18 protein-coding genes are annotated in these 23,912 nt (G+C 39.0%); 6 read left to right on the top strand and 12 right to left on the bottom strand.

The window, feature by feature from the left end; genetic code table 11:
- Positions 1–20 precede the first annotated feature (20 nt).
- From ACOQO1_RS01395 to ACOQO1_RS01385, 3 genes are all read right to left on the bottom strand, one after another.
- Entirely contained in the window at positions 21–3,458 is a 3,438-nt protein-coding gene (locus tag ACOQO1_RS01395) for a TonB-dependent receptor (RefSeq protein ID WP_420601078.1), read from the bottom strand.
- A gap of 88 nt (positions 3,459–3,546) precedes the next feature.
- On the bottom strand, positions 3,547–4,524 hold the full coding sequence (locus ACOQO1_RS01390; protein WP_420601077.1) for a FecR family protein: 978 nt from the start codon (positions 4,522–4,524) through the stop codon (positions 3,547–3,549).
- Positions 4,525–4,573: 49 nt separating this feature from the next.
- A complete protein-coding gene (locus ACOQO1_RS01385; RefSeq protein ID WP_420601076.1) occupies positions 4,574–5,179 on the bottom strand; it encodes an RNA polymerase sigma-70 factor in 606 nt (201 codons plus the stop codon).
- A gap of 243 nt (positions 5,180–5,422) precedes the next feature.
- On the opposite strand from ACOQO1_RS01385, the gene ACOQO1_RS01380 reads away from it, so the two are divergent.
- Positions 5,423–6,595 carry a THUMP domain-containing class I SAM-dependent RNA methyltransferase gene (locus ACOQO1_RS01380; protein WP_420601276.1) on the top strand — a complete coding sequence of 391 codons (1,173 nt, stop codon included), beginning with the start codon at positions 5,423–5,425 and terminating at the stop codon, positions 6,593–6,595.
- A gap of 29 nt (positions 6,596–6,624) precedes the next feature.
- Here ACOQO1_RS01380 and ACOQO1_RS01375 read toward each other — a convergent pair whose 3' ends face one another.
- The 5 genes from ACOQO1_RS01375 to rlmD are packed head-to-tail and all read right to left on the bottom strand — an operon-like array spanning position 6,625 to position 10,041.
- Positions 6,625–6,921: an antibiotic biosynthesis monooxygenase family protein gene (locus ACOQO1_RS01375; RefSeq protein ID WP_420601075.1), complete on the bottom strand. Its 297-nt coding sequence runs from the start codon at positions 6,919–6,921 to the stop codon at positions 6,625–6,627.
- 27 nt (positions 6,922–6,948) lie between these two features.
- The gene (locus ACOQO1_RS01370) at positions 6,949–7,296 is read right to left on the bottom strand and encodes a VOC family protein (RefSeq protein WP_420601074.1); all 348 of its coding nucleotides are present in this window, start codon (positions 7,294–7,296) and stop codon (positions 6,949–6,951) included.
- Positions 7,297–7,334: 38 nt separating this feature from the next.
- Positions 7,335–8,105 (bottom strand): DUF6048 family protein, encoded by a 771-nt coding sequence (locus ACOQO1_RS01365; RefSeq protein WP_420601073.1) that lies wholly within the window; start codon positions 8,103–8,105, stop codon positions 7,335–7,337.
- Complete coding sequence (locus tag ACOQO1_RS01360; protein ID WP_420601072.1) at positions 8,086–8,598, bottom strand: DUF6452 family protein; 513 nt, start codon at positions 8,596–8,598, stop codon at positions 8,086–8,088. The genes ACOQO1_RS01365 and ACOQO1_RS01360 overlap by 20 nt, the downstream gene beginning before the upstream one ends.
- 30 nt (positions 8,599–8,628) lie before the next feature.
- Positions 8,629–10,041 carry a 23S rRNA (uracil(1939)-C(5))-methyltransferase RlmD gene (rlmD, locus tag ACOQO1_RS01355; RefSeq protein WP_420601071.1) on the bottom strand — a complete coding sequence of 471 codons (1,413 nt, stop codon included), beginning with the start codon at positions 10,039–10,041 and terminating at the stop codon, positions 8,629–8,631.
- A gap of 117 nt (positions 10,042–10,158) precedes the next feature.
- Between rlmD and ACOQO1_RS01350 the strand changes: the two genes are divergently transcribed.
- From ACOQO1_RS01350 to rocD, 3 genes are all read left to right on the top strand, one after another.
- A complete protein-coding gene (locus ACOQO1_RS01350) occupies positions 10,159–10,716 on the top strand; it encodes an RNA polymerase sigma factor (RefSeq protein WP_420601070.1) in 558 nt (185 codons plus the stop codon).
- A complete protein-coding gene (locus tag ACOQO1_RS01345; protein WP_420601069.1) occupies positions 10,700–11,083 on the top strand; it encodes a DUF6768 family protein in 384 nt (127 codons plus the stop codon). The genes ACOQO1_RS01350 and ACOQO1_RS01345 overlap by 17 nt, the downstream gene beginning before the upstream one ends.
- Before the next feature lie 149 nt (positions 11,084–11,232).
- Positions 11,233–12,474, top strand: a complete 1,242-nt coding sequence (rocD, locus tag ACOQO1_RS01340) for an ornithine--oxo-acid transaminase (RefSeq protein WP_420601068.1) — start codon at positions 11,233–11,235, stop codon at positions 12,472–12,474.
- 48 nt (positions 12,475–12,522) lie between these two features.
- Here rocD and ACOQO1_RS01335 read toward each other — a convergent pair whose 3' ends face one another.
- Positions 12,523–13,842, bottom strand: coding sequence for a carboxypeptidase-like regulatory domain-containing protein (locus tag ACOQO1_RS01335; protein WP_420601067.1), 1,320 nt, complete (start codon positions 13,840–13,842; stop codon positions 12,523–12,525).
- A gap of 161 nt (positions 13,843–14,003) precedes the next feature.
- The gene (locus tag ACOQO1_RS01330; protein WP_420601066.1) at positions 14,004–16,457 is read right to left on the bottom strand and encodes a M14 family metallopeptidase; all 2,454 of its coding nucleotides are present in this window, start codon (positions 16,455–16,457) and stop codon (positions 14,004–14,006) included.
- A gap of 151 nt (positions 16,458–16,608) precedes the next feature.
- Here ACOQO1_RS01330 and bshC point away from each other — a divergent pair, with 151 nt between their 5' ends.
- Entirely contained in the window at positions 16,609–18,213 is a 1,605-nt protein-coding gene (gene bshC, locus ACOQO1_RS01325; protein WP_420601065.1) for a bacillithiol biosynthesis cysteine-adding enzyme BshC, read from the top strand.
- Positions 18,213–19,607 carry an ArnT family glycosyltransferase gene (locus ACOQO1_RS01320; protein ID WP_420601064.1) on the top strand — a complete coding sequence of 465 codons (1,395 nt, stop codon included), beginning with the start codon at positions 18,213–18,215 and terminating at the stop codon, positions 19,605–19,607. The genes bshC and ACOQO1_RS01320 overlap by 1 nt, the downstream gene beginning before the upstream one ends.
- 185 nt (positions 19,608–19,792) lie before the next feature.
- Here ACOQO1_RS01320 and ACOQO1_RS01315 read toward each other — a convergent pair whose 3' ends face one another.
- Positions 19,793–21,751 (bottom strand): thiol-activated cytolysin family protein, encoded by a 1,959-nt coding sequence (locus ACOQO1_RS01315; RefSeq protein WP_420601063.1) that lies wholly within the window; start codon positions 21,749–21,751, stop codon positions 19,793–19,795.
- Positions 21,752–21,978: 227 nt separating this feature from the next.
- Complete coding sequence (locus tag ACOQO1_RS01310) at positions 21,979–23,856, bottom strand: tetratricopeptide repeat protein (RefSeq protein WP_420601062.1); 1,878 nt, start codon at positions 23,854–23,856, stop codon at positions 21,979–21,981.
- Between the last annotated feature and the right edge of the window lie 56 nt (positions 23,857–23,912).

The raw sequence follows: 23,912 nt of genomic DNA, 5'->3' as shown, positions 1-23,912 counted from the left end.
CTTATTTTTTTGTTCAACAATTAGAAACTTACGCTCAAACCTAAAGTGTACGATTTGGTCTGCGGATAAAAAGCTCCTCTTCCGCTGGGTGCTTCAGGATCAAAGTTTACAATGTCTGTCCATGTATATAGGTTTAACCCCGATACATACAACCTTAATTGATCTAATTTGAGTGTCGATATCAAATCGCTGGGAAAGTTGTAACCTATCTCAACATTTTTTAATCTTAAGTAATTGGCATTTTGTACCCAAAAGGATGAAACAACTCTATTGTTGGTGTCTTCTGTAAGCGTCCTTGGGAATCTTGCATTTGGATTATCTGGAGTCCATCGGTCCAAGTGCTGTTCCAAAACTTTTCCTCCATTAAAGAATGGGAATGCAGCTTCTTCAGATAGGTATACGTTAAAGTCATGGGCGCCTTGGAATTGCGCACTCATATCAAATCCTTTATAGCTAGCACCAAAAGAGAATCCAAAAATAGCATTGGGGTCGCTAACAACGCCAATATTTGCACGGTCATCGTTATTGATAACGCCATCCTCATTAACATCTTTATATCTAATATCTCCAGGGGCCAATGCTCCAAATCCAGATTGATCAGCATGTGCATCAATTTCTGCTTGGGATTGAAAAAGACCATCTGCAATCAAACCAAATCGAGTGCCTATTTGGGTTCCTGTAACACGTAGGTTGTCCGCAACATCTTCAGGTTCACCAATTTCAACGCGCTTGTTCTGTGCATCTGTGTAATTTGCTTTTACCCAGTAGAAGAAATCGTCACCTATGGTATTTTTATAGTCAATTGCGATTTCAAATCCTTTGTTATCTACAATTCCTAAATTTTCATTGGGTAAAGAAGCTCCAACAAAACCAGGCACTATTCTGGTTGGGGGAGTCAATATGTCCTCCGTCGTTTTGCTGAAATAATCAAACTCGACCGCTAACTTGCTTTCAAACACTTCCAAGTTGAAACCAATGTTCTTTATGGTAGCTGTTTCCCAGGTGACATCGCGATTAGGAATTACACCAGGTCTAATGGTCTGTACAGGATTACCTCCAAGAATATATGCTCCAGAAAAATCAAATGCATCCAAATACTGGAACTGAGCAATACGGTCGTTACCCAATTGTCCCCAAGAAGCCCTAAGCTTCAATTCATTTATGAAGTTGACTTTTTCCATGAACTTTTCTTGAGATATTCTCCAACCAGCAGAGAATGATGGAAAGAACCCCCATCTTTTATCAGGAGCAAAGTTTTCCGAAGCATCATATCTAAAACTACCTTCCAATAGGTATTTGGAATCAAAGGCATAAGTGAACCTTGCCAAGTATCCTAAGCGTGCATTACTTCTAGCATTACCGTTATTCTGTGCGGATCCAGAATCTGCTAAATCCAATTGGGGAAGCGCATCCGAAGTGAGGTTTAAACGTCTAGCACCAAACCATCTGCGTCTATTTATGGCTTTTTCAGCTCCTAACAAGCCAGTTACTTGATGTATGCCAAAAGTTTTATCGTAGTTTAATGTGGCATTATAGGTTATGATTGGGTCAGGAACTCCTGAACCACTATCCGGTGCACTCTGGAAATAGGATTCACTAATACTTGATTGGCCACGGGACGCAGGATTGTAGTCTCCCGTGCTTGAATCAAAATCATAAACGGTGAATTGTTTTTCAAGTGTTTTGGTGGTATTGTAAATACGGTCAATTGCCGTATATCCTTTTAAGGTAAGTCCATCCACGAATGGAATCTTGTATTCAAATCCTAAATTCCCCAACAAAACAATACTGGTGGACTGCCTAACTCCACCTTCTCTTGCTTGTTCAATAGGATTGCTCCCAAATGCTCCTGTTCCAGGAAGTCCATTAGGGTAGTATGCTATTGTATTTGGCGCCAATCTTGAGAGTCCACTAAAGAATGTCCCAACACTTGATGTTGGTGAAAGTCTTTCTTCCTGACGTCCACCCATGTCCAAAGAAACTTTGAGGGCATCAGTTATCTGAAAATCCATGTTGGCTCTTATGTTGTAACGGTCATAATTTATATTGGGCATCAATCCCCCTTCGGATAAAAAACCTCCTGACACAAAGTACTTAACTCTTTCCGACCCACCTGAAATTGTAACATTATGCTGCTGTTGCAATGCGGATGACTTTAGACCCTCTGCGTACCAATCTGTATTAGGGTGGGTTATTGGGTCAGATCCTGTTCTGTATTTTTCAAGGTCTTCGGCTGTATATAATTCCGCTTTGCCTTCATTTCTTTTGGCTTCATTGAACAAAACCGCATAGTCATAGCTTCCCAAATATTTTGGAAGCTGAGTAGGTCTGGATGTGGTAATCTCAGAGGTGTATGTAATGGTAGGCTTTCCTGTTTTACCTCGTTTGGTGGTTATTAAAATAACACCATTGGCCCCTCTAACTCCATAAACGGCTGCCGCTGAGGCATCTTTTAAGATAGTTACGGTTTCTATAGTGTTTGGATCCAATTGTGAAAAGTTACGCTGTACACCATCAACAATTACTAAAGGAGATGAATTACCCAATGTACTCCTACCACGAATCAAAAGGTTTGATCCGTTTGAACCTGGTTGTCCACTTCTCTGCGTAGCGATAAGTCCAGGTAATCTACCTACCAAAGCATTGCTGATGTTGGCAACTGAACTTTGGTTAAGTTCTTCGCTATCCACTGAAACAACAGCACTTGTAACATTTGTTTTTTTCTGTGTACCGTAACCAACTACCACTACTTCATCCAGTTCCGAAGCATTTTCCTTCATGACAACATCAATTCTTGTCTGATTTCCCACAGTTATTTCCTGGGGGACAAAACCTATGTAAGAAAATCTCAAAACAGTAGTTTCCGAAGGAACATTGATATTATAGTTTCCATCAAAATCAGTGGTTGTTCCTACCGTAGCTCCTTTAATTAGGATACTTACGCCAGGTAGCGGATTTCCGTCAGAATCGGTAACCGTACCATTTACTTGGCTTTGTGCTGCTTTAATAATGGTACTGGATAGCATGGTACTCAATTGGTTTTGTTCACCATTTCTTACCTCGCTGTCCCTAAAAAGGGCTTCTATTTCTTTCTTTATTTGAGGGTTGTTCTTAGGGTACAATACTATTTGATTTTTAATAATACTGTAATCAATCGTAGTATTGCCGAACAACATGCTCAATGCTTCATTGATCAAGGCATTTTTTATATTCAATGAAGTTTTTCTACTGACATCAACAAAATTAGTGTTGTAAAAGAAGTTGTAATTGCTACTCTTCTCTATCTCATTCAATATCTTTTTAATTTTTACATTTTCTCTTGCTAGTGTAATCGTCTGCGCGTTTGCATTTGAGGCGAATAATTTGGCCAATGTGCAGCAGACCAAAATGAGGTAGATTTTCATAATCCTTGCAATAGGAATTTCTAATGAAAAAACATTGGGTTGTTTTTTTTTCATAATTTTGATTGGTTTTAATTATTTACAATGGAATTTGCTAAATAGTTGAATTAAAGGGGAGTGGTGCGAACACTCCCTTTTTTTTATTTCATTCTGTTCTTTTTTGAGTTAATATTATTGTATTGTCTAATAATGTATATTCAATTGGAGAAGATATACTCAACAATCTCAAGACATCTTCCAGGGCAATTGTATTAAAGGTTCCGGTAAATTTATAATTCAACAACTCTGCTGAGTCCACTTTGAACTTGACTTCAAATTTCCGCTCTAAATCCAGAATTACCTCAGAGAGTGGGGTTTCATCAAAAATCAACTTGTCATGCTTCCATGAAATCACATCTTCAGATTTAACGGTCTCAATATTGATTTTCCTGTTATCCTTGTGGTACACAGCTTGCTGTGATGGGGTTAATATAATGGCATCATTACTCTTATCTTGTTTGATGACCTCTACCTTTCCAGATACCAAAGTTGTTTTTACATGCTTTTCCTCGGGATATGATTTTACATTGAAAACTGTACCCAGTACTCGAATTTTAATGGGACTGTTGGTATTGACCAAAAGAGGTTTATGTTCGTTCCTGACTACCTTAAAATAAGCTTCACCGTTTAAGCTAATCTCCCTAAGACTGTCATTAAAAGCTTCAGGATACTCTAATTGACTGTTGGCATTTAAAGTTACCTGTGTGCCATCTGGTAGTATAATATTTTTCTTTTCACCAATGGTTGTAGTTACCTGAACCAAATCGGATGTTTTTGGGAAAAACGTTTGATTTCCAAAGTAAAGATTGGCGGAAAGTGCCATTAGCATTACTATCGAAGCAGCAATTCCAGACCTTTTGAGGATGGCCCTGCGCCTAATCCGTCTAAGAATTTTGTTGTACCCCTCATCAAGTTCTTTTTTTCCAATGGTATTGGTTTCGACAGATTTTGCAACTTTCTTAGCTTTTAGCAGTGCGTAGGTTTCTAGGTGCTCTGGATGCTTAAAGAGCCAATTTACTAGCTGTTTTTTTTTCTTGGGGTCGATATCTTCCCCTAAAAGTTCTTCGATAGTTTCTTTGCTCATGCCCAAGTTTGATGAATTGTCTATTTAAATAGACGTAAAAACCAATGGGCTACCCTTGCATGAAAAGGAGAATAAATTGAAAAAAGTATAAAAATTCTTTTAGATGTAATTGTAAGTGTTTGATTGCCTTGGTGATATGGCCTTCTACCGTTTTATTTGAAATTTGTAATTCTTCTGAGATTTCTTTGTTTTTCAGTCCCTCAATCTTGCTCTTCAAGAACACAGCTTTACATTTATCTGGAAGGAGCTCAATGGCTTTCATAATTTGTTGTTCCAGTTCTTTTACCAATAGGGCAGATGCAGTATCGTTTGACAATGCTTTCAAATTTAGTGCAGCTTCTAACTGGGCCATGTTATCACCAATATTCAATGTATTTTTCTTAGATCTCAAAAAATCTAAACAAGCATTGCGCATCATACTATAGAGATAACCATCCATATTGGAACTGATATTGATGGTATATCTTTTTTTCCAAAGTTTGAGAAATACATCCTGTACCAATTCTTCGGCATCTTCATTTTTAGTGATGTAACCCTTGGCTATTTGAAGTAGTTTTGGGTAATACAAATCATAAAGAAGTCTATAGGCTTCCTTATCTCCCTGCTTTATAAGTTGGAAGAGTGTTGACTTTTCTATGTTGATATCATTACCCATAAATTTGATAGGTGGCTCATCACCTCCAAGGTAGGTAAAATTACATTTTTAATAATTATTTAATCATTTGTTGATATAAATCTTCTTTTTTGTAGGAAAAGGAAGCTTTTGCTCAATATGTATTTTATGGAAGATAAAAGTGGAATTAATCTCATCCATAAATGGAAGGTAAGAAAACATATTCTTCTTAAAAGTTGTATCAAATTAAGATGTTGTCCCGTACTTTGCAGACATCAATGATGAATTATGGAAAACTTTAAAATGCTGGCAAAGACCTTTTATGGTTTTGAGCCCATTTTGGCCAAAGAACTTAGAAATCTCGGAGCTGGCCATGTAAAGGAGGGCGTGCGCAATGTTACCTTTGAAGGAGATACAGGGTTTATGTACAAGGCCAATCTGTGCCTACGCACCGCATTAAAAATCTTTAAGCCTATGGCATCCTTTAAGGTTTTTAATGAGAAACAGCTTTATCAAAATGCATATAGAATAAATTGGCCCGAATATTTTGATCATGGTAAAACCTTTGCTATCGATACAACCATGAGTTCAGAAGTATTCAATAACTCAATGTTTGTTTCGCAAAAGGTGAAGGATGCTCTTGTGGATAAGTTTAGGGCGGTAGAACGCCAGCGTCCCAGTGTAAATACCCAGAATCCGGATGTGCGCATCAATATTCATTTATATAAAAATTCATGCACGGTATCCCTGGATAGTTCGGGTAGTTCGTTGCACCAAAGGGGATACCGTATCTCAACGAACATTGCGCCAATTAATGAAGTACTTGCGGCCGGTCTGCTTCTTTCAAGTGGCTGGGATGGACAACTGGATTTTTTGGATCCCATGTGCGGTAGTGGTACTTTTTTGATTGAAGCGGGAATGATAGCCTGCAACATTCCCGCAAATATCAATCGGGAAAGCTATGCTTTTATGAACTGGAAAGATTATAATGCGGAATTACACCAAAAAATTGTAGATGCCAGCCTAAATAAAACTCGGGAGTTCCATCACAAAATTATTGGATATGACAAGGCTCCGTCGGCAGTGAGAAAAGCTCAGGAAAATGTGGATAATGCCAATCTTTCTGAATATATCACTATTGAACGAAAGGATTTTTTCAGAACAGAAAAACCGGTGGATTCAAAATTACATATGGTATTCAATCCACCATATGGAGAGCGTCTTCAAATAGATATAGCCGATTTTTATGGGAAAATGGGAGATACCTTAAAACAACGTTATCCAGACACCGATGCATGGTTGATCACTTCTAACCTAGAAGCATTGAAATATGTTGGCCTTAGACCTTCAAGAAAGATAAAAACCTATAATGGAAAGTTAGAGTCTAGACTGGTAAAATACGAAATGTACTCGGGGAGCAAAAAGGGAAAATACAAAACGGATTCCCAGAATGATTGAGGTTTATTGCTGGTTTGTTTTATCCTTTTTTAAATAGGAATGTCTAAGTAATGATTAACGGAGCATTCTTCAATGTACTTTTCCATTCCCGAAGGAATATGAGCTTCGTTCCAGTTTTCTCCGGCAAAACGTACTAAATCATTTTCTGCGGCCCATTTTGATATCATGACATACGAATTTGGGTTCCACTGGGTGGGTTTGGCAATTTCCAATCCTAATAAACCTGATTGATTTTTAACCAGCGGAACTGAAATTTCTTTGAATTTAGCTTCAAACTCCAAATGAAGTTCTGATGGTACTGTTGCTGTAAAGATTCTTATAATCATAAAGAAGTAATAATTGTAAAACCATTTTTATTTATCGGACCAAACCGCTAGTTCATTTCCTGATGGATCTGCAAAATGGAACCTACGACCACCGGGAAAGGAAAAGATATCCTTTACCACTTTTCCTCCAGCTTCAACAATTTTAGCTTTTATAAGCGGAAGATCTTCATGGTACAACACAACTAAAGCTCCGTTTACAATACTTTCATCGCTCTTTTCAAATCCACCTTCAAGACCACTTTCCGCAAATGCGGTATAGGTAGGACCATAGTCGGTGAATGTCCAACCAAAACAGTGGTTGAAGAATTTCCTTGTTTTTTCAAGGTCAACCGCCTTAAACTCAACATAGTTGATCAACGTATTTTTAGTTTTCATATTCTTGTTGAATAAAAAAGGTTTTTAAAAACAACAATCTAATTCTGCTCAGTTTCAGGAGTTTCTTCCTTTTTCTTGTTGGATTTTTTGTAGAATGGAATCAAGTAGGAGATGGAGTAATTGTAGCTCACACCAAAGTTGCTTCCATCTGTTACCTTATTAAACCCAGGAATCCAAAGATTGGGGAAGCGCTCTTCTTCCTTATTGGTCACCAAAAAACCAAGACGAGCACTCATACCCACATAAATATTGGCAAACAGCTCAACTTTAATTCCTGCAACAAATTCGAGCCAAGAGGCATTCAGGCTATTAAATTCCTCGCCATTCTGTGCACCTTCTAAAAAGCCATCGGGGTTAAAGAATCTGTTACTGTCAAAAATATTGTAGTTGTTCAGGGTATGGCTAAAACTAGCTGCAGCGTAGCGCCCTCCAATCGTAATGGAGTTGCTCATTCCAAACCAATTTTCATAAGAATTGATTTCGACCCCTAACTTAAGATAACTTCCAGATGTGGTATAATTGTACAATAGCGTGCTCCCTAAACCTTCGGTTTGTGTTTTTTTCTCGTTCCCCAGCTCGGCTGCTAAATATAGCTTCCGCGTCAACCGGTAATCCCCAACCAACTCCAAACCGGTATAGTCCTCATCAGCAAATGATAAAATCAAACGACTGATATCCGCCCCAACACGCAAACCGTATTCCTGTTTGTACTCCACGGTGTCCTTGGGCTGTAGATCAATAGGTTTATCCTGACATATTCCCCAAAAGGAAGTTGCTATGCAAAAGAGACTAATGAAATATCTTGACATGAATATTGTTGGAGTTTTCTATTTTTTGTTGAACAACACTGATATCCTTAATCCAATTCTCTGTGTTGTCTGGGAGAGTAACGTTTAAACTTTCATAATTGGCCACAAAACCACATGCTCTAGAAACAAAGGCCTCGGTTACGTTATATGAAACAGTAAGGACATCTATATTGCCAGTTTCCTCTCCTGTATCATCATCATCGGCAGAGTTGGTAATGAATTCAAATTGTGTACTGGTGGCATCCATGCGTAACGGAATACCTATGGAATCCAAACTGCTGGTGCGATCGGCAATGGTATTGATATTAGTGTTCAAGATAACTTCCTTTATCCTTAAATCGGGTACATCTTTGGATTGGGTGGTATCGTCTATATCAAAAAAGCCAATGACCAATAGGGGGGTATCGCCTTCCACACAAATATCATCTTTTTCACAGGAAGCCATATGGACAAATAAAAAAGCTATCAGTAAGATGGGGAGTATTTTTTTCATGCTAAATTTAAAAACAGATTTCATCAAAAATTATACCCGTTTCTCCAAAAGTACAACATTTTCAACGTGATGGGTCTGGGGGAACATATCTACAGGCTGCACTTTGGTTACTATGTATTTTTCATCTAAAAGAGCCAAATCCCTTGCTTGGGTTGCGCTGTTACAGCTTACATAGACAATCTTTTTTGGCGCTGCCAGTAGAAGTTGTTCCACAACCAGTTTATGCATTCCGTCACGAGGCGGGTCGGTAATCACTATATCTGGGTGTCCGTGTTGTTCAATAAATTCGTAATTGAACACATTTTTCATATCCCCAACATAAAAGTCAACGTTGGTTATGTCATTGCTGAGCGCATTGGCCTTGGCATCTTCAATGGCTTCGGGTACGGATTCCACTCCTACCACTTTTTTGGCGTTTTTAGAAACAAATTGTGCAATGGTACCTGTTCCAGTATATAGATCATAGACCAGTTCGGTACCGGTCAAGCCGGCAAAGTCCCGAGTTATTTTGTATAGTTCATAAGCTTGCTCCGAATTGGTTTGGTAGAACGACTTGGCATTTATTTTGAACCGTAACCCTTCCATTTCCTCAAAAATATGGTCCCTGCCAGAAAAACAAACCACCTGTTGATCATAGATAGTGTCGTTTTGCTTTTGGTTAACCACGTAGAGCAGCGATGTTATTTCTGGGAATTTTATCTTGATATGACTCAATAGTACTTCCCGTTGCTCTGTATTATCATCATAGAACTGAATCAACAACATAATTTCTCCAGTCGATGCCGTCCGTAACATCATGGTACGCAACAGTCCTTCCTGTTTTCTTGGGTTGAAGAAAGAGAGTCCTTGATTTATGGCAAAATTGCGTATTTCCAATCGAATTGCATTTGACGGATCAGCTTGAAGATGACATTTCTTAACATCTAAAATTTTGTCCCACATTCCTGGAATATGAAACCCCAGGGCATTTCTATCTTCAATGGGAACTTCGGAATCTATTTCTTCTTGGGTCAGCCATCTACTACTGGAAAAGGAAAACTCCATTTTATTTCTATAGAAATACTGCTTTTTGGAACCAAGAATCGGAGTTGTTTTGGGTAGCTCAATATCCCCAATTCGTTTCAAATTGTTCTCCACTTCCCTTTGTTTAAAATAGAGTTGGTGCTCATAGGCCATATGTTGCCATTTGCATCCACCGCACACCCCAAAATGTTCACATTCAGGAGTGGCTCTTTTGTCTGAAAGCGTATGGAATTTTGTTGCAATACCCTCAAAATAAGCCTTTCTCTTTTTTGTGGTCATCACATCCACCACATCGCCAGGTACGGCATTAGAAAGGAATATTACCCTACCGTCTGGAGCTTTCCCAACCGATTTTCCTTTGGCTCCGGCGTCAATTACTTCGACATGTTCAAACGTTCTTCGCTTGTTTTTTCTGCGCATGGCGCAAAAGTAAGCATAGGTTTTTATACAGAACAACTAACTTGTATAATGAAAATATAAAATCCACATTTTTTTGAACCTTTTTGATTAATCGCCGTCCTTTAAGTAGAAATTCGTATGAAAACAACCGAAAAAGCTTTTGATGGTCTGGTGGTTTTGGAATATCAAACGGGAAATAAGAATTCCTTTCCACTTTTGGTAAAACGACATCATCTACGATTGTGTAAACATTCATATAGGTATACCATGGATATTGAGGCTTCAAAGGATATTGTCCAAGATTCTTGGAAGACCATCATCAATAAGCTGCACACACTTAAAGATCCGAATAGTTTTGGAAGTTGGGCGACCAAAATTGTGACAAGAAAATCGTTGGACTATCTAAACAATGTTAAGCGAAATAGAAAAAGGGCCGAGAACTATTACGAGGAAACCAAAGTTGATGATGTTGAGGATAACAGAGGATCAGATGTCCAAAAACTGTTATTGGCCATTAAAGAACTGCCTGAAAATCAGCAAATGGTGTTGAAGCTGTTTTATGTTGAGGAATATTCGATGAAGGAAATTGGCAATTTCCTTGGAATATCTGTGGGAACTACAAAATCACGTTTGTTTCATGCACGGGAAAAATTAAAAACAATTTTAAAAATCAATATTAATGAAAAAAGACATTGAAAAAATAGATGAACTGATCAAGGAAGCGCTCAGCCAAGAAGAAGCTAAATTTTATGATGAACTTGGTGAACAAAATGTTTTGGAAAAATTTGGAGGAATTTTTAGAGGCAAAATGGCGTGGCTGGCCATTATAATGAACATCATGGTTTTGATATTTTTTGGACTGCTGATTTATTGTATCATCCAATTTTTGGACACTGAAGCTACCAATGATCTAATCAAATGGGGTATGGGCATTTTTACATGTATGCTTATGATGAGTATGCTCAAAGTCTATATTTGGATGCAGATGGACAAAAATGATGTCCTCCGTGAGCTTAAAAGATTGGAGTTGCAGATTTCTGCGCTGGCCCATAAAAATGGGTGACTGAACCCCTAAATTGAGAATAATTGCCAAATATTTAATAATTTAGCCGCTCTTCAGGGATGATTTCTCTCCCACGCTGCTTTTTCGAGACTTCGAAAGAATAAAGGTATTGTAGGAATAGTTGTTTTTTTAATTTAACTATAACTAAAATGGCTGTTTTAGAGCATTTAACGTCGCAGCAAGCGATTGATTTAGAAAACAAGTATGGCGCCCAAAACTATCACCCACTGCCAGTTGTCCTTAGTAGAGGAGAAGGTGTGTACGTATGGGATGTTGAAGGCAAGAAATATTATGATTTTTTGTCAGCTTACTCAGCGGTAAACCAAGGGCATTGTCACCCAAAGATTATTTCCGCACTTAAGGACCAAGCTGAAAAGCTTACACTTACATCACGAGCATTTTACAATGATATGTTGGGTAAGTATGAAGAATTTGCCACCAAATATTTTGGTTTTGACAAATTGTTACCCATGAACACGGGTGCGGAAGCTGTTGAAACCGCACTGAAATTGGCAAGAAAATGGGCTTATGAGAAAAAGGGAGTACCCGCAAATCAAGCTAAAATAATTGTTTGCCAAAACAATTTCCATGGACGCACCATTTCAATTATTTCAGCATCCAATGACCCTATTGCCACGGAAAACTTTGGACCATTCACACCGGGAATGATTTCAATACGCTACAACGATATCAACGCTCTTCAGGAAGCACTGAAAGATGAAAATGTAGCTGCATTTCTGGTTGAGCCCATACAGGGGGAGGCTGGAGTTTATGTGCCTGCTGACAATTACATCAAAGAGGCTTATGATCTGTGTAAATCCAAGAATGTGTTATTCATGGCGGATGAGGTACAGACAGGAATTGCAAGAACAGGTAAACTTTTGGCCATTGACCATGTTGGCATAAAACCAGATGTGTTGATTTTGGGCAAAGCTATTTCTGGAGGAGTGTTGCCTGTATCCGCTGTTTTGGCCAATGATGAGGTTATGGAAGTCATAAGGCCTGGTAACCATGGCTCTACCTTTGGAGGAAATCCTTTGGCCTGTGCTGTGGCCATGGCAGCCTTGGATGTTGTTGAAGAAGAACAATTGGCTCAAAATGCTTCCGAATTGGGGGAACTTTTTCGAGAAGAAATGGAAAAGCTCATCAAAGAGAGCAATTTGGTGCGTTTGGTAAGGGGGAAAGGCCTCTTAAATGCCATTGTGATCAATGACTCCGAGGATAGTTCCACTGCATGGGAAATTTGCATGGCACTGAAAGAGAATGGACTTTTGGCTAAACCTACCCATGGAAATATTATCCGGTTTGCGCCGCCACTGGTCATGAACAGAGAGCAATTGCTGGACTGTGTTTCCATAATCAGGAAAACAATTCTAGAGTTTGATAAATAAAGAAAGCCCCATTAAGGGGCTTTTTTAATACAGCATGATTACTTTTTATTATGGAGCTGCCGAGCCATTATTTTTTTTAGCTCTGCGCAACTGACGTTGTATTTTCTTGATAGCGGACTCTATTGATTTTTCGGGTTCAATGATATTGTATTCGCCCCAAAAATCAGGGTCTGAAAAGCCTACTGCTTCATCACTTAAAATAATGGATTTTTTAAGACGTTCACGGTTTTTGGGCAACTGTCCCGTAATGTTCTTTTCCCAATCAGTGACTGCCATTTCCGCTGTCATACTATACACAGAATTGAACAGTTTATCCTCCCAATCCACCTTAAATTTCAAAAGCACATTGCTATAGCCATAATACCACTTTCCGCCTTTTTCCCTATAATCAACACGATAGGCAACTTCAGTTGGCCACACATCAACCTTAGCGGGTTTTCTGCGGACAAAGAGTTTGGAAGCGGCTACTTTATCTGTAATATTGAGCGTATATATGGCACTGGTCAATGTTTTGTTTTCAACATCAATAAACAGTTCACCTTTGTACAATGGTGCTTTAATAGATTCATACTGGTCAAACTTGATAACATAAATCAATCTGTCATTGATTCTGGTGGATCTACTAAACCTGAACTTATAATCTGTAATGGAGCCGTCAGCAAATATGTATTCAGGATATTTTACAATGTCCACATACAAAGCATTGAAAGGACCGCCCTGTAGCTTTAGGGCAACGGTGTCCAATTTACTGTAATCTGTACTCTTTCTAGCTTTGTAGAGCTCTACGGCATCTTTTCTAAGAGAGCTGTATGGGGACTTATAAATGTTTACCACTGCCTCTGATAAGGACACATTCTTTCTTCTTTTTTTTATGGTCTCTCTATAAAATGCGGTCATTAAAGTTGGGTCATCAAAATAATTATCTCCTTTTTTTGCCAATGTTTCCCTGACCAATGCCGCTGCATCTTTTGGAGCATTGATGTTCACCTCTGAAAGCTCGGTAACCGATACAAGCAAGGAAATTTTGTTCTTGTTGGGATTTAGTTCAGAAAGTTTTATGCTCTTGCTTTTATAACCTAAAAAAGAAACCAGGACAGTTCCATCAGTGGTGCCCTGTGGAATTTTTAGGAGGAACTTCCCTTCAGTGTTTGTAATGGTACTAATATTACTGCCTTCTAAGGATAAAGTGGCAAATACAAGAGGCTTTTTCGATGAAGCATCAACCACCTCTCCTTTATATTGGGTATAATTTTCGGTTTGCTGCTGTTGGAAAGCAAATGTTTGTGTGATTCCTAGCACCAGAACATATAATATGGTGGATACTATTGAGAGGGTCTTTTTCCGAATTTCTAGGCCTATCTGATTCATAACAACTGCATTTTTTGATTAAAAAACGATTACCTCTAAATTAGTGATTTTTAATGATATATGGAATCTATCAACTGTTGTTATGGAGCACTAAAAATTAATGGAAAAGCTCCATGTTTAGGTCGATCGTTCAAGATAAAGTCGTTAAAAACAATAAAACCTTAATCTACCATAAAAAGGGCATTGGCAAAAAACAGCTTTCCATTTTCCCAAAAACCTCTGAACAAAGGATTATCCACCATATAAACAACTTGCCCTTGTCCATACTGTTCGGAGCCAAAAATTAAGGATTCACCTATTTTTTTCTGAGCTTCGCTACCAGCAAAACCGGAAACGGGAGAGGTATTGGTTTCTAGGTATACGGCGTTTCCATTTTTTAGGTAATCATAGCTTGCATTCCCCAATTTAAGGGTAAAGTAATCTGTTCCATACCCATAGGCCAAAGGATGGGTATTATCCACCTTGGTTTTAAAAATGGCGCCTGTTATGGCATTTTTAATATTTTCCCTTTGCACATTCTTGTGAGGTTTGGGTTTATGTTCGGTAGAATCTTTTTTAGCTTCTTTCTTTTTGATGCCAAAACCTTTTTCACCGTCTATAGCATTTATTGCTCCACCCATAGCAATAATCTTACCTCCATTTTTTACCCAATCTTGCAATTTTTTCAATTCCTTTTCATTGAAAAAAGTTCCGTAGTTCCCACTTGGTAGCACCAAAATATGGTAATCTTTAAGGTCGACCTGGTTGATATAATCACTATCCAAAACAGTAATCGGGTAGTGTAATTGTTGTTCAAAAAAGTGCCAAATTTCACCAAAGCGTAAGGTAGAAGTCGGTTTACCCGATAAAACAGCAATTTTGGGTTTTTCAATCATCTGAACATAGGCAGAGCCAAAATCCTTACCAGAGTCCACAAAACCTGTTTTTGAACTTGTAATCTCTTTCTTGAATTTATCGGAAACACCCTTCAGCACATCAATAAAATCTGCTTTGTTCTGGTTGTCTGCCTTAGTGATAATTAAACTACCTCTTTTAAATGATTTTCCTTCTATGGAAAAAGGATGGTCTGCTTTACGAACCCTAATGCCCTTCTTTAAAAGTTCCGCAAGAAAGCGAGCATCTTCCATACTGTCCCAATCCGCTATGTAGGCATAACTATTTGGGTTTACATCACCGCTTGAACTTGTAGGGGTTGAAAGACCTTGCCCAGAATCGACAATCAACGAATTTGATGCAATTGCATTAAGGCCATAGGCATAGGGCAAGGACCAGGCTGTGATATCGTATGTCAATGAATCGCTCAATTTGGCTTTGGGTTCAAATAAAACTTTGACCAAAGTTGCCTTGGGCTGGTTTGCTGACACCACCAAGCTATTGTTCGAGGTAGTCATGGTACCATTGGTTCCTGTAGTATAATTGAAACCCTTCACCGTACCTTTTGAGGGAACACCCCATTCGATTTCATGTTTTGTCAACAAATTCCTTAAAGCATTGATTTTATCCTTATCACCATTAAGTACATAGCTTTTATACTTAAAACTTCGGTTTTTATAGAATTTTTTGAACTCAGCATTCAACTTGTCCGCGTTTTTGGAAGCTACCTCTATTGTGGACAATCCCGTGGTATGATGATGGGACAACCTATCTTTTAACGTTAAAGTATCACCAATCTTTGTAATGACCCCTAGACCACCACGGCCACTGCCTCCCTGCTCATAGGTCATACCAATAGCTCCATTATAGGTGGGATAGGTATCTCCGTAACTGGGATAGAACAGGTCAAAAATCTCTTTGGTGAAATAGAACCAACCATTGGCATCAAAGTATTTGGCGTGATTTTTACCTAGGGTTACCTGAAAATCACGTTGAAAATCAGTTATCACTTCGTGATAAGGCTCTGCCGCCGGGGCAAAATAATAGGGGTTGTCCACTCCCTGTTCATGAAAATCCACATGCACATGGGGCAACCACTTATTGTAAACTTTTATACGTTGTTGACTTTCAACTTGCGTTAGCCACGCCCAATCTCTATTCAAATCGAACATATAATGATTGCTTCGCCCGTTCCACCAACCTTCGTTGTGTTCCTTACTGTTTGGGTCCACCTGATGCGGTGTATTTTTATATTGATTGTACCAATTGCTATATCGATCACGTCCGTCGGGGTTGATGCAGGGGTCCATAATAACAACCGCGTCATCCAAATAGGAACTTTTGGTTGTCAATAAATCATAAATGGTCTGCATGGAAGCCTCTGTACTAACACTTTCATTGCCATGTACATTATAACTCAACCAAACAATTGCTTTGGTGGAATTTCCGGCACCTTCAATATCTTTCAAGTGCTCCGTTCTAATGTTTTCCAGATTGGAAATATTTTCGGAAGAGGACACGTAAGCCAATAGCAAAGGTCTACGCTCATTGGTTTGCCCATATGTAGTTAGTTTGACTCTGTCCGGAGCCTCTTTGGCCAAATATTCGTAATAATCCACCACTTCGTGGTGCCGTGTAAATTCGGTGCCCAGTTCATACCCCAAAAACTCTGAAGGAGATTTAAGCTGGGCGAAAGAAACAAGGGAAAATAGGAAAAACGATAAAAGTAGAAATCTTGTCATTTAGTTGAAATTAGTCCTTCCAAATCTAACAATAAATTGAGGAACAACCACCTTCTTTTCATTGACTTCAGACAAGACCAATAAGCAATTAACGTATTTTTAGGAGAAGAAAAAAAGAAGAGGATTATCTTTAGCGCGATATTTCAACTGAATGGAAGTAGATTGTATACCTTTTAAAGAAACGGGTTATTTCTCTAAACTTATTTGCGATTATCTAGACCAGAAAAAGGAACTGAAACCTTTTTATGGCAACTTTCCCGATATAAAGAATTTTAAGGCACAAATTGCGGAAAAAGAAGCTAATTTTCCTGAAGCACAGAGACCAATTTTAGTTGATGCGCTTAAAACACAGTATGAAAACTTTGAAGTTTCGGAAGCTACATCAGACCATATAGCTTCATTAAGAAAGAAAAATACATTTACTGTGGTTACCGGGCATCAGTTGAACCTGTTTACAGGTCCATTGTATTTTCTATACAAGATTATATCCACCATTAACCTTACCAAACAATTAAAGGAAGCTTATCCAAAATATAATTTTGTTCCAGTATATTGGATGGCTACTGAGGATCATGATTTTGATGAGATCAATTACTTTAATTTTAAGGGAAAGAAGGTACAATGGAACCGAGAAGCTTCGGGAGCAGTTGGGAAATTGAGAACAGATGGTTTAGAGGCTATTTTTGATACCCTTTCTCATGAATTGGGTAATTCTTTCAATGCAAATCAATTGAAGGAGCTTTTCGAAAAAGCATACATATACCACTCAAATCTAACGGATGCCACTCGTTTTTTGACCAATGTACTTTTCGGGGATCATGGTCTGGTAATTGTTGATGGTGATGACATTACGTTAAAAAAACTAATGGCGCCTTATGCTGAAAAAGATATTTTTGAAAACACCCCGTTTCAGAAGGTTTCCGAATCCATTGAAGCGTTAAAAGAGGTTTCTTCAGATTATACAATTCAGGTGAACCCAAGGGAAATCAATTATTTCTATTTGATGGATGGAATCAGGGAACGAATCGTAGAGAAAGATGGAAGCTATGAGGTTAACAATACGGAAATCCAATTTTCAAAAAGCCAATTGCAAGAAGAACTCCAGAATCATCCGGAACGATTTTCTCCCAATGTTATTGCTAGACCGCTGTACCAAGAGGTGATTTTGCCCAATCTCTGTTATATTGGAGGAGGAGGGGAGCTGGCCTATTGGTTGGAACTAAAATCATATTTTGAAGCAATGGAGATTCCTTTTCCCATGCTATTACTTCGTAATTCAGCCTTGGTTCTTACTGAAAAGCAAGCAAGAAAGGTGGAAAAGCTGGATTTGACGGTTTCGGATTTGTTTTTGAAGCAAAACAGCTTTATCAACAAGAAAATTCGTGAGATTTCGAATATTGATATTGATTTTTCCAAACAGAAAAAATATCTGGAGGAACAGTTTGAGTCTTTGTACAAACTGGCCGAAGAGACAGATCAAACCTTTGTTGGGGCTGTTAAGGCCCAAGAGATAAAACAGAAAAAAGGCTTGGATACATTGGAAAAGCGATTGTTGCAGGCCCAAAAACGGAAACTGAAAGATCATGTGATACGCATGACCGACCTTCAGAACGAACTTTTTCCCAATCAATCCCTACAAGAACGTCAGCTGAACTTCTCAGAACTCTACCTAGAGTTTGGTGATGAGCTGGTCCCATTTCTTATGAATCACCTTAATCCAATGGCTAAAGGGTTTTCTGTATTGAAAATAGAATAATGGCAGGTTTGATCGTGAAAAGTCGACTGACCTGGTTTCTTGCTTTATTTTCCCTTTCTTCGATTATCCTCATCAGTTATTTAAAAAATTCATTGGAGTTGGAGGATGCAGAGCAAGCCTACTATTCGCAATGGTGGCGATGGGGCTATGATGACCAACCTCCATTGTATACCTGGCTTCAGAAAATGGTCAACTACTGTTTTGGGATCACTAAGTTCTCATTTTCATTTCTAAGAGGGGTGCTTTTTGCTTCAATTTTATTGTTGCTGACCAAACTTGGAAAAAAGCTATTTGGCGAAGCCAAGAAAGCGGAACTGGTAATGTTAGCTTCAGTTTTGATACCTGTGTTCATCGATTTTGCCTTTAGGAGGCTTTCCCATACACTCTTGGCCAGTTTGACCATACTTGCTACGTATTTGGTTGTGACCAAGCTGGTTCAAAAAAAATCTGCCTATAACTATCTTCTATTGGGTTTGGCAATGGGCATTGGGATGCTTGCCAAGTACAACAATGTGCTTTTCCCAGCTACACTTTTTATAGTTTCTTTTTTCGATTCCAACATAAAGACCATTGTATGGAACAAAAAGATAGTACTGTCATGTATGGTTGCTATGGCTCTTATTTCACCGCATCTATATTGGTTGTTACACGAAGGGTATTTGCTTGAAATAAAAAAAAGCTTGGGGATGAAGTTTGGTGATTCAGACCCTGGGATTTTTGTAATAGGTCCTGTTTTAAAAATGGGAAAGGCGCTTTTGGAAGGAATGCTGCCAATATTACTATTGACAATAGGAATGTTTTTCTTTAGAAAAAAGAACCCTCAAAATAACCAGAAATTGACATGGTTGTTTCATTTAGGAATTGCACAGGTTGGGGTGTTGCTGGTCTTTTTTGTGTTGATGGATGCCCAAGATGTACATGGGCGGTGGTTGCTACCACTCTTATTGCCCTATTTGGTCTTGTTCATAGCGTATCTGGGTCCTGTAAAAAAGAACTATATAAAATGGGGAACGATTGTTTATATCTCCGTTTTGAGTTTTCAGGTATTAAGAACACCATTTGAAAGACTTTTGGAGATTAAATCCGACATTCAGTTTGAATATACAGCATTGCATCAAAAGCTCAGCGAGGATTTTCCGAAGGAAAAATGGGTGTTACCCAATGTAACTTATGGTGGACAAATACGATTGCTTGATTCTAGCAAGGAAATTTTCACTCTGGATGATTTCTCCGCCACTCTCCCTAAAACTTTTAGAAGTGGATATGGTATTGTGAGCATCCAAAAAGATAACATTCCTTCAACCCCCATTGATAGCTTACTTCGATATGGGCCAGATGATGATGACCTCTATTTTTTTAAGGTCGATTTACCCTCTGAGATACCCTTTCAGTAACTTTTTTCAAAAAAAATAAAAAAACAGGTAGGGTATTTTGTTATCTGGTTGTTCTATTAGAGAAAATTGCTATGAAAATTTTCAAAAAATATGAGGTAAACTCATATGTTTAGGTTGGTTTTGATTTTATTAAAAGCCCCGGAGTGGTTCCCGGGGCTTTTGTTTTTAACTAACTCAAATAGACTTTAATCAATGATCCATGGCCCTTCAAACCTATCCTGACCAATAGTGGCCGAGGAGAACCATTCATTAAGTTCATTGCCCGTTTCATTTATAAACAAAAATCGACTACTGCTTCCCCCTATTGTGAATACGGTCGCCGCCCCGACTTCATCAAACAAACGGCCATTTTTAAAACTCTCTGAATCCCCAAACCATTCATTTGAAGGGGTTAATGCCGACCAGGACCCTGAACCACTGGAATCATATATCTGATAATTATCCCCACTTGTTCCAAAAAAGGCCATTTTAGTGGCACCAACCTGCACCGCGGCACCAATGCCTTCACTTCCTAGAAAGAAATTACCACTATCTCCAAAAATGGAATTTACCAAAAGCACACTTCCGGCGGCTCCAACTGGGTTTTCAGGTAATTGGTTGGTTTCAGTATAATTGTTCAAAATATAGATTTGCAGGCTAAATCCATCCCCACTGAAAATGTAGAGTCGGTCAGCAAGATTATCAGCAAACTTTACTATCGCCCCAACATTTTCTAATTCTAGACCGCCCAAGGGGCCATTTTCGTCGGTGATATCAAATATTTTTCTGTCGCCATCCTCTAAGATGCCTGGCGTATTTCCGTTGTACCAAGCGTATTGTGTACCTGCTTTGTTAAAGATGACCACATCGCTGTTGCCTATGCGTCCCATGGCTCCAATACCATCTTCAAAAAGTTCTACGAAATCGGAGTAAGCCCCTGGCGGCAATACACCCTTTAACTCACAGTTGACCACATCATATTCTGTTGCCAGTGAAGTGCCCACAATCGTGTCCGGTCGCTCAACGCTTCGCACTACATAGGACAAGGGTAGGCCTGCCCTAATATCCGTGCTCTCCGCCAATTTGTTCGCGATATCGGAAATATTGGTTTCACCAGCCAGTTCAAAGGTGCCAGCGGCATCTCCGCCATAGGCAACAACTTTGATCTTAAGGTCGTTGAGCTCTTCCATGGCGCTAACCCCCAATTCACCTTCCACCTTATTTCTGAAAGCGCCATAGGCAATATCTAATTTGGCCTCCATTTCTTGACGGCTCGAAGTGGACTCTACCAACATATAGAATATTCTTCCATAGGTTACCGATGAGATAAAAGTAGCGGGATTGTCTTCCTGAATGTAAGTGTCTAACTGTTCTGGGGTGGCATTATCTGAGAAAATGGCATTAAGGCTTGTGGGTAGATCAAAGCTCATGGTGTAATAACGCTGGGTCAATTTAACCAGGGTGCGATTAAATGTTTTTTCTGTGCTGAATGATAAGTCGGACGAAACCTTTGTGGTGAATGTCTGCACATCCAATCCCATTTCAAGGGCCAGTTGACTCTCAGATTCAATCTGTAAAATATCCAGGGTGAAATTGGCGGGTACCACATCCCCGGCTCCGGCGATGATATTGTTCATTGCATTTTGAATACTACTTTTAGCTACTTGATCTACTGTAAAACTGGATTGGAGGTTTCCATTGTTAAGGTCATAGGAAACCGTTCCGCCGGCCCTTTCAACCACAATAGGGGAAGGAGTGGCATTATTCAATGTTTTTCCCTGTAGCAGACTACCGGGATAAATTACATCTGCACCGGTATTGAACAAAGGAAATGTTCCATTACCATCGGTAACACTTACCCGTTTGGTAACACATACAAATCGCTGCTCTATATCATCACCTTCTTCGTCTTTTGTTACATAATCTTCATTTTTGGGTTCCGACTCCGAGATTTCCGTTGTACTCCTGCTTTCTGGAAAGCTTTCAAACTCGCCTCCCTTGGCCACCACTTGGGCAAAGGTCAGGTCGGTTCCAGGGTCCGGGTCGGGATTTGCGATTGGATCAGGATCGGTTCCTATTTCATCTGAATCCGAGCTACACCCCATGAGTGCAAGCACCAATATGGGAACCAAAATTTTTACGATTGACTTTTTTGTTGTTTTCATCACCTTTTGTTTTGTGGGTTAAACTTGATTTCAATTTTGTGTGACCTGCCCGGAAAACGGTCTGCAGCCCTTAACCGAGCAAGACCACAAAACTGGTTTGTCAACTTAATGACACAGCAAACCTAAAGCGCTGGTTTTGAGCAATGAAAAAACTAAGGTGGACAATAGGTGGACACCCTAAAAATAAAATAGGGACAAAGAGTGGACTGTACTTCGAGCGCCTTTGCTTAAAGGCTTAGCACAAGGTCCTGTAACGAATCTTCGGTGGTGATATCCAATTTTTTACGAAGTCTGTAACGGGCTTTTTTGATTCCTTCCGGGGATATATTGAGGATATTTGCAATCTCTTTTGAGGAAAGATTCATTTTTAATAGAGCCAAAAGACGCAACTCATTGGAAGTGACTTGTGGATATTTTGTTTTCACGTTGCTATTGAAATCTTTGTGTACCTCTTCAAAATAACGTGAGAAGTTTTCCCAGTTGTTGTCATCCTGCAAATCAAAATTAATGGTTCGGATAAGCTGTTGATAGCCTTTTTTTGATTCTTCGTTTGCTTTTAACTCTTCAGCCTTCTGTTTTAGCCCTTCCAATACTTCATTCTTTTTGGCCAAATGAAGGGCATGAGTAGTCAATTCTTTCTTTTTAAAGGCCAATTCGGCATCCACCTTTTCTTTTTCAAGCTTGTTGCGCTTCAACCTTTGCCGGATACCGTAAAATCCTATTAGGGATACAACCAATAGACCGCCCAAAAGTATTTTCTGTAAGGTGCTGATTTCCGCTTTTTGCTCCAAAACAGTAATCTCTTTCTCTTGAAGAGCGATTTGTTGCTCTTTTTTTTCAGTGTCGTAAATGGTTCGTAGTTCTTCTATTTGTTGGGATTTGGTTTTATCAAAAATGGAATCGTTCACAGATTTGAACATTTCGTGATCCGAGAGTGCCAAGGTAAAATCCCTTTGCTTTTTATGAATCGTGTATCTTAATTGCAATGATTCACTTAGGATATCTTTTGCACCTATTTCGGAGGAGATTTGTATCGTCCGATCTAAATGGTCCAGTGCTTCCGCGAGGCTGTTGTTCGCTATACCGATTTTGGCAAGCTCCATTAAATCAGCAGCAATACTTTTTTTGTATCCCAGTTTTGAGTGGATTTCCAAGGCACTTTCTGCAAAATCTTTCGCTTTATTGAGGTCCTCAGATTCTCTGTATACGCCTGCCAAAGCAATCAATGCATTTCCTTTTATCTCTTCGTTCCCTATTTCTGTAGCGATTTCCAAGCTTTCGTTGAAATACTTCTGGGCATTGGAGAATTGCCCTAAGGTCATATAGTTGCTACCTATGTTGTTGCCCGAATAGGCTTTGTATTGTTGGTCATTGAAATGGTCGTATATGGAGTAGGATTTTTTGTAGTAGGGGGTGGCTTTTTCATGATTGCCCAATAGGGTTTCAATATTGCCCAAGGCCATAAGTGCATCGCCTGCCCTGATCGTGTCTTTGATCTGTTCAAAGAACTTTAGGGCTTTATGGGTCTCTTTGAGGGCGATATTATAGTTGCCCAATTCAATATGGATGCTACCAATCAATTCATATTCGGCTCCGATCAGATTGAAATCCGCATTGTAGGTTGTTTTGATTGAATCCCTGTTTCGATATAGTTCAATATTCCTATTGGCATACTCCAATGCAGTTTCATAGTTCCCGCGACTTTGCTCAAAGGACGCTTGGGAGTGATTGATGAACAATAAACCGAGTGTATGGTCTTGCTTCTTGAAAATCTGGTATGATTGGTCATAATAATATTTGGCCGAATCTATCTGCCCTGAATTTTTGTAGGAATCAGCAAGATGTAGTTGACTACTACCAAGCCCTGTTTGATACCCTATTTTTTTTGATAACGCATATTCCTTCTTCGCGAACTCAAATGATTTTTTTGGGTCCTTGAACATCAAATTCTCATAGATTATACCATAATAAGCCACTTTCAAAGTGTCATCGGGCATTGTTTTGGTAACTTCTATGATGCTGTCAATGTTTTTGGATTTTTGTGCTATCACACATGTTGCCCAAAGCAAAAAGCAGAAACACCAGCAATATTTGATTATTTTCATGGAGGTTGGTTTACCCTAAAAATAGGGATTTATTCCAACTTCATGAGCAAGAGGTA

The organism is Flagellimonas sp., assembly GCF_965222555.1.
Taxonomy (GTDB): Bacteria; Bacteroidota; Bacteroidia; order Flavobacteriales; family Flavobacteriaceae; genus Flagellimonas.
The sequence above is the reverse complement of the archived record's forward strand: the minus strand, read 5'-3'. Positions and strand labels throughout refer to the sequence as shown.

Excerpts from the sequence above, each read along its gene's own strand:
- ACOQO1_RS01395 (WP_420601078.1), bottom strand. The coding sequence starts at position 3,458 with ATGAAAAAAAAACAACCCAATGTTTTTTCATTAGAAATTCCTATTGCA.
- ACOQO1_RS01390 (WP_420601077.1), bottom strand. The coding sequence starts at position 4,524 with ATGAGCAAAGAAACTATCGAAGAACTTTTAGGGGAAGATATCGACCCC.
- ACOQO1_RS01385 (WP_420601076.1), bottom strand. The coding sequence starts at position 5,179 with ATGGGTAATGATATCAACATAGAAAAGTCAACACTCTTCCAACTTATA.
- ACOQO1_RS01375 (WP_420601075.1), bottom strand. The coding sequence starts at position 6,921 with ATGATTATAAGAATCTTTACAGCAACAGTACCATCAGAACTTCATTTG.
- ACOQO1_RS01370 (WP_420601074.1), bottom strand. The coding sequence starts at position 7,296 with ATGAAAACTAAAAATACGTTGATCAACTATGTTGAGTTTAAGGCGGTT.
- ACOQO1_RS01365 (WP_420601073.1), bottom strand. The coding sequence starts at position 8,105 with ATGTCAAGATATTTCATTAGTCTCTTTTGCATAGCAACTTCCTTTTGG.
- ACOQO1_RS01360 (WP_420601072.1), bottom strand. The coding sequence starts at position 8,598 with ATGAAAAAAATACTCCCCATCTTACTGATAGCTTTTTTATTTGTCCAT.
- rlmD (WP_420601071.1), bottom strand. The coding sequence starts at position 10,041 with ATGCGCAGAAAAAACAAGCGAAGAACGTTTGAACATGTCGAAGTAATT.
- ACOQO1_RS01350 (WP_420601070.1), top strand. The coding sequence starts at position 10,159 with ATGAAAACAACCGAAAAAGCTTTTGATGGTCTGGTGGTTTTGGAATAT.
- ACOQO1_RS01345 (WP_420601069.1), top strand. The coding sequence starts at position 10,700 with ATGAAAAAAGACATTGAAAAAATAGATGAACTGATCAAGGAAGCGCTC.
- rocD (WP_420601068.1), top strand. The coding sequence starts at position 11,233 with ATGGCTGTTTTAGAGCATTTAACGTCGCAGCAAGCGATTGATTTAGAA.
- ACOQO1_RS01335 (WP_420601067.1), bottom strand. The coding sequence starts at position 13,842 with ATGAATCAGATAGGCCTAGAAATTCGGAAAAAGACCCTCTCAATAGTA.
- ACOQO1_RS01330 (WP_420601066.1), bottom strand. The coding sequence starts at position 16,457 with ATGACAAGATTTCTACTTTTATCGTTTTTCCTATTTTCCCTTGTTTCT.
- bshC (WP_420601065.1), top strand. The coding sequence starts at position 16,609 with ATGGAAGTAGATTGTATACCTTTTAAAGAAACGGGTTATTTCTCTAAA.
- ACOQO1_RS01320 (WP_420601064.1), top strand. The coding sequence starts at position 18,213 with ATGGCAGGTTTGATCGTGAAAAGTCGACTGACCTGGTTTCTTGCTTTA.
- ACOQO1_RS01315 (WP_420601063.1), bottom strand. The coding sequence starts at position 21,751 with ATGAAAACAACAAAAAAGTCAATCGTAAAAATTTTGGTTCCCATATTG.
- ACOQO1_RS01310 (WP_420601062.1), bottom strand. The coding sequence starts at position 23,856 with ATGAAAATAATCAAATATTGCTGGTGTTTCTGCTTTTTGCTTTGGGCA.